Source organism: Kitasatospora sp. NPDC087271, assembly GCF_044744605.1.
Classification (GTDB): Bacteria; Actinomycetota; Actinomycetes; order Streptomycetales; family Streptomycetaceae; genus Kitasatospora.
In genome coordinates, this window is sequence record NZ_JBIUYQ010000032.1 from 68,078 (window position 1) to 76,372 (window position 8,295).

Genomic DNA, 8,295 nt, shown 5'->3' on the forward strand with positions numbered 1-8,295 from the left:
CGTGCTGCTCGGCGTCTGTGTTGCGGCCCTCCTGATCGTCGCGGTCGTCGTGCTGCTCACGCGCACCGGTCGCGCCCCGTCCCCAGGACAACGGCCGACCACAGGACGCCGCCGGGACCGCACCGGGCCGCCCGCCCCCTCCGACGCCCCGACAACGACAGCAGGACAATGATGACCATCCGTCCAGAACCGGCCCGAACCGCCACCGCGCGGCTGGGCCGCCTCCGCCGCCCGACCACCCGGCGAGGCCGGATCACTCGCGCCGTCGTCCTGCCCGTGGCCGTCGTGCTGGCCCTCGCCGGGGGCGGCGAGGCCGTCACCCGGCACGTCCTGAAGAGCCGGATCGCCGACCGCATGGGAAAGGCGCTCGACACCCGGGTGACGGTCGACACCGGCGCCGGCCCGGCGCTGCTCGCGATCCTCGACCGGCACCTGGATCACGTCACGCTCGGCGCGGACGACGCCCACCTCGGCTCACTCACGGGCGCCTCGGTCCGCATCACGCTCGACGACCTCCACCTGGCCGAGCCCGCGACGGCGTCCGACGTCCGGGCCACCGTCACGATCCCCGCCGACTCCCTGGCGGGAGCGATCCACGACTCGGGCCAGGGCGTTCCCGTCAGCAGCACCCGGACCGACCCCGCCACCGGCACCCTCCTGCTCGCCCTGGGCCCGGGTGGCATGGGCCAGTTGACGCTGAAGCCCGCCCTGGCCGACGGCCGGGTCACCATCACCGCCACCAGCCTGCAGTTCCTCGGCCGAACGATCACCGGTCCCCAGCTCGACCAGATCAACACCAAGCTCACCGCGCGGAACCGACAAACCGACTATCCCCTGTCCCTCAAGCCCGTCTCACTCACCGTCACACCGACCGGACTCGCCCTCACCCTGGCCTCCGGCCCCACCACGCTGAAGCAGCCATGAACCAGGAACCGACCCCGGCGATGACCGACCCCACGACACCACCGTCCAGCCGCCGCACCCGCCTGCGCCGACGCATCGTCGTCGCCGTCACGGGCCTGCTCGTCCTCACTCTCACCGCGGCGTCCGGCGCGCTGTGGCTACTGACCGGCAAGTTGCTGCACCCCACCGACGACACCCCGCTGAACACCCGCGTCATCGCCGTGGGGAACGCGACGGTGACCCTTCCCGCCACCGACGAGAGCCGCTACACCGGCACCTACGGCCTGGTCTGGCAGGACAGCGGATCCGCACAGCGGCGCTCGGGAGAACTCGGCCGCGTCCTCGCCTCGGACGGCAAGACCGTCACCCGCGAACTCCAGGCCACCGCCCCACCCGCCGTCGGCGCCAAGGCGAAGATCATCGTCACCGTGTGGAACTCGGACCCGCGCCGAGCGGTGGGGCTGGACTACCAGGACGTCAGCTACCCCGGCGACCTGGGCCCGATGCCCGCCTGGTACCTCCCGGGCTCGCGCAGCACCTGGGTCATCCAGGTCCACGGGCTCGGCGCCGGCCGCAGCGCGGGCCTGCGGACGATGCCCGAACTGCACGACCTCGGCTACCCGATCCTCGACATCACCTACCGCAACGACCCCGGCGCACCCCGCGACTCCAACGGCAACCGACAACTCGGCAACACGGAATGGCGCGACCTCGACGCCGCCGTCCGCTACGCCCGCGCCCACGGAGCCTCCGGCGTGGTGCTCTACGGGTTCTCCATGGGCGGCGCCATCGTCGAGAACTACCTTCAGCGCGCCCAGGACACCAGCGCGGTCCGCTCAGTCGTCCTCGACTCACCCGCACTCGACTACCGGGCGGCCATCGACACGATCGCCACCGGCCTCGGACTCCCGTTCCCCATCGCCGACCTCACGGCCCCCTTCATCCGCTTCCGAGCCGGAGTGGACCTCGACCAGGTCGACACCCTGGCGGCGAACCGGCGCGACGGCGGCCCCGAACAGCCCGTGCTGCTCTTCCACGGGACCGCCGACACACTCGTCCCGTACGCCGGCAGCGCCCGGTTCGCCCGCGACTGGCCGGACAAGGTCCGACTCGTCACCGTCCCCGGGGCCGGCCACACCGGCTCCTGGAACGCCGACCCCGCCCGGTACGACAACGAGCTCGCCGACTTCCTCGGTCAGCACTCCTGACCGCGTCCCGGGCACCGCGCCGCAACGCCGAACAGCCCCACTGACACACCAGCCGTCCCACCAAGGAGGCAACCGATGAGCCGAACCCGCCCCGCAGCCCTCGCGGCCGCGCTCCTCACCCTGACGACCACCGCACTCGCCGCCACCACCGGCACCGCCCACGCCGCCACCGTCAACTACGTGGCCCTCGGCGACTCCTACTCCGCGGGCGGCGGATCATCCAGCACGTACCTCAACAGCTGCAACCAGAGCACCAACGCGTACCCGTACCTCTACGCCCAGTCCACCTCACCGGCCACCTTCGACTTCCAGGCCTGCGGCGGCGCCACCACCACCGACGTCGTGAACAACCAACTCGCCCCGCTCACTTCCGGCACCACCTTGGTCAGCATGACCATCGGCGGCAACGACGTCGGCCTGCGCGACGTACTGGCCTCCTGCCTGCTCGGCAGCGACGCCGCCTGCCTCAGCGCCGTCTCCTCCGCAGAGAACACCGCCCGCACCCAGCTCCCCGGCGAACTCGACACCGTCTACGGCGCCATCCGCTCCCGCGCCGCCAACGCCCACGTGGTGATCCTCGGCTACCCCCGCTTCTACGACCCCGGCGCCCCCCTCTGCCCGGGGATCAGCCCGGCCAGGCGTGCTGCCCTCAACGACGGCGCCGACGTCCTGAACAGCGTCATCCAGAGCGAGGCCGCCAAGTACCCGAACTTCGCCTACGCGGATGTGACCAGCCGGTTCGCCGGCCACCAGCTCTGCGACCCCGCTCCCTGGCTGCACGCCCTGAACTGGCCGATCGGACAGTCCTTCCACCCGACCGCCGCCGGCCAGGCCGGCGCCTACCTCCCGGCTCTGGAAGCAAACGCCTGACGCAGCCCCGCCGTCCGCCGCCCGCCGCCATCGGACGGCGGCGGACAGCGGACGGCGCCCGGCCGGCGGTGGGCATCAGGAGGGCAGGGTCCAGCGCTGGTTGGGGCCGCCGTGGCAGTCCCAGATCTGCAGCCTGGTCCAGTCGGCACCGCTGCCGTCGCGGGCGTCGAGGCAGCGGCCGGAGGCCGGGTTGAGGAGCGTGCCGTCCGCGCGTGGCTGCCAGCGCTGGGCGCCGGTGCCGTTGCAGTCGTAGAGCTGGGCGGGCGTCCCGGCGGCGGTCCAGCCGTTGGTGACGTCCAGGCACTTGCCGAGGGCCCGCAGGGAGCCGTCCTGCCCGACGGTCCAGTCCTGGGCGCCGGTGGAGTTGCAGCGGTAGAGCTGGACGGCGGTGCCGTTGGCCGTGTCGGCGCGGTTGAGGTCCACGCACTGCCCGGCGATGCCGGTCACCCGGCCGCTCGGGCGGGGGGTGGCCCAGCTCTGTTCGGCGCCCCCCGAGCAGGTCCGCAGCAGCAGCCGGCCGTCGGCGGCCGCGAGGCAGCGGCCGGACGCCGGGTGGAGGATCGAGGAGCCCGGGCCCGGGCGCCACACCTGGTCGGCGCCCGCGGTGCAGTCCCGCAGCCGGACGGCGGCGCCGTCGTCCGGGCCCGCCGGGGTCAGGCAGCCGTCGAGGGCGCGGACGGTACCGTCCGAGCCGACCGTGGCGTCCTGGGCCGCCGTGCCCGCGCAGCCGGCCAGCCGTACCGCCTCGTTGCCGTCCGCGGCGGCGGCGCCCGCGTCCAGACAGGACCCGTCGGCGCCGGTGATCCGCCCGGACCAGGTGGAGACGGCCGGAGAGCCCGGGACGTCCACCGCGCCCTGCAACTTCGGCGCGCGCGAGGAGGAGCCGACCATGAGGCCGAACCGCCCGCCGGGGACCTGCCAGCCGTGCACGCCGGGATCCCAGACCGCGAAGGAGGAGCGGTCCAGCGCCAGCTCCACGTGCGTCGACCGGCCGGGCGCCAGCGTGACCTTGTCGAAGGCCTTGAGCTGCTGCGGCGGCTCGCCGGCGGCGGACGGGAAGGAGACGTACAGCTGCGGCACCTCCGTGCCGGTCCGGGCGCCCTGGTTGGCGAGGTCGAAGCCGACCCGAACCCGGCCGGCGGCGTCCGGGCCGGTCACGGTGAGGTTGCTGTAGCCGAAGGTGGTGTACGAGAGGCCGTGGCCGAAGGGGAACAGCGGGGCGGTGGCGGTCGCGTCGTACCAGCGGTACCCGACCGCGAGCTGCTCGGTGTAGTGGTAGGCGCCGTCCGTGCCGGGGTACTGGGAGGCGTCCCGGATCGGCGTGGCCGCCGCCGAGGTCGGGAAGGTGACGGGCAGCCGCCCCGCCGGATCGGCGTCGCCGAACAGCACGTCGGCGAGCGCGGTGCCGCTCTGCTCGCCCGGGTACCAGGCCTCGACCACCGCCGGCACCGCGTCCAGCCACGGCATGGTGACCGGCCCGCCGGTGTTGAGCACCACCACCGTCCGCGGGTTGGCGCGGGCGACGGCGCGGATCAGGGCGTCGTCCGCCGGGGCGAGGTCCAGCGAGCCGCGGTCCGCGCCCTCGGTCTCCTCGTCGCCGACCACCACCACCGCGACGTCCGCCCCGGCGGCCACCGAGGCGGCCGCGGCCGCGTCGTCGCCCGGGTGGTAGCGCACCGAGACGCCCGCACCGGCCCGGGCGGCGATGCCCTGGCGAGGCGTCACGACCTGGTCGGGGTAGGGGGCGACGTGCGAGGAGCCGTAGCCGCCGGTGTAGGCGTGGTCGGCCCACGGGCCGATCACCGCGACGGACGACAGGTGGGCGGCGTCCAGCGGCAGCACCGGCCCCTGGTTGCGCAGCAGCACCGTCCCGGCGGCGGCCGCCGCCCGGGCGTCGCGCGCGCCGGCGGCGGGGTCGGAGGCGGGCGGATCGGAGACGGGCGGATCGGAGACGGCCTGGCCCGAGCCGGGGCCGGAGCCGGGGCCGGAGCCCGAGCCGGGGCCGGGGCCGGCTCCGGGCGGCTGGCCGCCGTCCAGCGCCCCGGTCCGGACCATCAGCCGCAGCACCCTCCGCACCTGGTCGTCCAGGACGGCCGGGGCGAGCCGCCCGTCGGCCACGGCCGCGTTCAGGTCGGCGAAGTACGTCGTACCGCCGAACTCCTGGTCCAGCCCGCCCGCCGCGGCGTTCACCGAGGAGTGGGTGGCCGGGTAGTCGGAGCCGACCACCCCGTCGAACCCCCAACGGCCCTTCAGCACGTCCCGCAGCAGCGGGAAGTTCTCGCACGCCCAGATGCTGTTGACCGGGTTGTAGCCGCACATCGCCGACCAGGCCCGGCCGTCCCGGACGGCCGCCCGGAAGGCGGGCAGCTCGATCTCGGCCAGCGTCCGCTCGTCCACCTCCGAGCTGTACGACTGCCGGTTGTTCTCCTGGTTGTTCGCCGCGAAGTGCTTCACCTGCGCCGCGACCCCCTGCGCCTGGATGCCGCGGACCTCCGCCGCCGCGACCCGCCCGGCGAGGAACGGGTCCTCCCCCAGCGTCTCGAAGTTCCGCCCGCCCTGCGGCACGCGCACGAGGTTCACCATCGGCGCGTACAGCACCTGGTAGCCGCGCGCCCGGGCCTCGCGGCCCAGCACCGCGCCGTAGGTGGTGGCGAGCCCCGGGTCGAAGGCGGCGGCCAGCGACACCGGTGCCGGCAGCGCCGTCGCCGGTTGCCCGTCCCGCACGCCGGCCGGGCCGTCGGACAGCAGCAGCGGCGGGATGCCCAGCCGCGGCACGCCCCGGACGTAGCCGACCGCGTACACCCCGTTCGGTGCGGCGATCCCCTGTAGCAGCGTCGCCTTCTCGTCGGTGGTCAGCTGGCCGAGGAGCGCTTCGATCCTCTGCTCCGGCGACGGCCCGCCGTGCGACCACCCACCGTGCGACCCCCCGTCCTGAGACCGCCCGCCGTGCGACTGCGGACCGGCCTGTCCGGCGACCGCTGGGCACATGCCGGAGCCGGAGGCGGCCGCCAGGAGGCAGCCGCTGAGCCCGAAACGGAGTATTCGCGTCCACGAGGTGATACGCCGCATGGCAGCACCTTTCGACGAAGGCGGGCCGAGCCGGGAGGGCCGGAAAATGTGACGGCCAGTCAAATTTACGGCGCATTAACACTTACCGGCAGGTAGCGCGCAAGGGCGCGTCGGAGGCACCAAGGGCGCGAACCGTCACCGAGGGGCGCAGGCGGGGGCGCGGACGGCGTCGGCCCGGCCGTCGTTGACGCGTCGTCTATCCGCTGTCAACACGCCGACCCTAGCTTGTCCGCGCCCCGCGATGCGGGTGGTGATACGGAAGAAATCCGAGGTGCGATCAGCGAAAATCCCGCCGGTGCGCCCCCGGGCGCCGGCCAGTACGGATCGCCATAGGCATGGCCGCGTTCCTGGCGTCCACATCGATGTCCGCGCTGGGCGCTCCGACCGCGTCCGCGTCGACGGAGAGCACCCTGCACGCGGCCCGGTACCTGCAGTTCATCGACCAGGTGCGGCCGGAAGCGGTGTTCATCGATTGTCTACCGGCTGCGGCCAGCCTGGTGGTCACGGATCCCGTTGGTGGAGTCGGCCTTTTCTGTTCCCGGGTCCGGTTGTCGCCTCGGCGAGTCATGCTCCGGCTTCACGGTCATGGGACTGAGCGCTTCGCACTGTTCTGTGTCGCTGAGCAGTCGTGGAACCTTCGTCAAGGGAAACGGACCTTATTGCGCGTTGACGAATCATCATGAATGGCTCAGGCCGATCGGCCGCCGTTGTGCAGCCGGTGCGCATCGTGAGCAAGTAAGGATTCTCAAGGGCATATCGCCCTCACTCTCCCCCTTCGCCGGTCCGCCGGGGCGTTGGAGACGGTCCGTGGCGGCGGCTGCACTGGCTGGCCTGCTGGGATCGCTGATCACGCTATTGACCCCTGCACCCGCCATGGCGCTGACCGACCCGCAGCTGCGCGCCGTCACCTTCAACATGCAGGGCGGCAACAAATGGGGCGAGGTCAAAGCCCTGATGGCCAACGCCGACGTCATCGTGTTGCAGGAGGCGACCACCTCGCCGGACGGCGCGCAGCTGCTGGGAAGCACCCGGTGGGTCATTGACAGTCTGTTCATCGCTTGTCTACGGCCATGCGGTGGGATCGGCCGGTCAAGCAGTGGCCAGTCCGCAGGGGCGGAGGCGCGGAGGCCCAGGGAGCGGCAAGGAGCAGTGGATTGTTGATTGTTTATGGTGTGCGCGAGGTGTCCTCGCGGCGAGGTGTAGCTGATGGACGGGGAAGGGGACGAATAGTTTCCTTTGCCGTGCTAGTGGCCTTGCTCTCCGGCCTTCTTTCGGTGGTTTCCTTCTCGCAATCGGCCGTGGCGGCGGCGAGCGACCATTCGATGGCGACGTTCAATATGAATAATTCGACGGATCGGTGGAGTCACGGGATCTATCCGATCGCGAGGAAGGTCGAGTTTCTTGCCGTGCAGGAGGTGAGGGACGAAGATCTCGCCGAGGCGGAACCTGCGGCCGGTGCAGCTGTGGGTGCTGTGACTCAGAGCAACGGGTACGCCGTGAGGCGACTCAACTGGACCAACTGTACGGACCAGGTGGGTGGGCGCCCCTGTGTCATCTACAAGGTGGAAGCGGACAACAATAACCGGGCGATCGCTTTCGTCGTAAACCAGGCCCAGGACGAGGTTACGGAGGTGCGTGTGATCGCGCCCGTGGGGCCGGGCGACAACCCGAAGCCGACTCTGGGCCTCAAGCTCCGGGACGGCACCTGGATTTACAGCATGCATGCGACAAATCGCACGGGCGGGAGACAGGTGAACAATGTTCCCGATGTACTCGCCGAGGTTGATCGCGTGTCGGGAGGCCACTGGGCGGTGATGGGGGATTTCAACCGCACTCCCGAATCGCTTCCCGCCCTGCCTGCGGGCAGCGAGCTGGTCCGCTCCGATCTGCCGACCTATCCTGTCAAAGCGCCGGTTTCCGAGCTCGACTACATGGTGGCCAAGGGGATGCCACAGGGCCATCAGTACACCGGTTTCCGCCTCACGTTCGAGAACACCTCCGACCACTACCCAGTGCAGTTCCGGAACAACGTCAACAATCAGCCTGCCCCGCGCCAGGTCTGTGATCCCGACAACCTGCTGCGGGTGGCCCTGGCAGCCCTGACCGAGCAGTGTGGACAGACAAAGCTGCCCGCCGTCGTCTCGATGGGAGACAGCTACATCTCCGGTGAGGGCGGCCGGTGGGCGGGCAATGCCAACACCTCTCCCAGCGGCGACGTGTGGGGCACCGACCGCAAGGCGGACTG

The 8,295-nt window shown here is 71.8% G+C and carries 6 protein-coding genes; 5 read left to right on the forward strand and 1 reads right to left on the reverse strand.

Annotated elements, in window-relative coordinates; genetic code table 11:
* Positions 1-171 precede the first annotated feature (171 nt).
* From ACIO9K_RS33925 to ACIO9K_RS33935, 3 genes are all read left to right on the forward strand, one after another.
* The gene (locus ACIO9K_RS33925; protein WP_363619650.1) at positions 172-924 is read left to right on the forward strand and encodes a DUF2993 domain-containing protein; all 753 of its coding nucleotides are present in this window, start codon (positions 172-174) and stop codon (positions 922-924) included.
* A complete protein-coding gene (locus ACIO9K_RS33930; RefSeq protein ID WP_400335581.1) occupies positions 921-2,111 on the forward strand; it encodes an alpha/beta hydrolase in 1,191 nt (396 codons plus the stop codon). Before ACIO9K_RS33925 ends, ACIO9K_RS33930 begins: the two co-directional genes overlap by 4 nt.
* 75 nt (positions 2,112-2,186) lie before the next feature.
* Positions 2,187-2,981, forward strand: a complete 795-nt coding sequence (locus ACIO9K_RS33935) for an SGNH/GDSL hydrolase family protein (protein ID WP_363619646.1) — start codon at positions 2,187-2,189, stop codon at positions 2,979-2,981.
* Positions 2,982-3,056: 75 nt separating this feature from the next.
* On the opposite strand, the gene ACIO9K_RS33940 is transcribed toward ACIO9K_RS33935, so the two are convergent.
* Positions 3,057-6,050 (reverse strand): glycoside hydrolase family 3 C-terminal domain-containing protein, encoded by a 2,994-nt coding sequence (locus ACIO9K_RS33940; protein ID WP_400335583.1) that lies wholly within the window; start codon positions 6,048-6,050, stop codon positions 3,057-3,059.
* An 807-nt stretch (positions 6,051-6,857) separates the two neighbouring features.
* On the opposite strand from ACIO9K_RS33940, the gene ACIO9K_RS33945 reads away from it, so the two are divergent.
* Positions 6,858-7,211 carry a hypothetical protein gene (locus ACIO9K_RS33945; protein WP_400335585.1) on the forward strand — a complete coding sequence of 118 codons (354 nt, stop codon included), beginning with the start codon at positions 6,858-6,860 and terminating at the stop codon, positions 7,209-7,211.
* Between the two features lie 86 nt (positions 7,212-7,297).
* Positions 7,298-8,295, forward strand: a 998-nt coding sequence (locus ACIO9K_RS33950) for an endonuclease/exonuclease/phosphatase family protein (protein WP_400335587.1), incomplete at its 3' end; no start/stop codon positions are given.

Bases quoted from the DNA above. Each gene is read 5' to 3' on its own strand.
- ACIO9K_RS33930 (WP_400335581.1), top strand. From the start codon at position 921: ATGAACCAGGAACCGACCCCGGCGATGACCGACCCCACGACACCACCG.
- ACIO9K_RS33925 (WP_363619650.1), top strand. From the start codon at position 172: ATGACCATCCGTCCAGAACCGGCCCGAACCGCCACCGCGCGGCTGGGC.
- ACIO9K_RS33935 (WP_363619646.1), top strand. From the start codon at position 2,187: ATGAGCCGAACCCGCCCCGCAGCCCTCGCGGCCGCGCTCCTCACCCTG.
- ACIO9K_RS33940 (WP_400335583.1), bottom strand. From the start codon at position 6,050: ATGCGGCGTATCACCTCGTGGACGCGAATACTCCGTTTCGGGCTCAGC.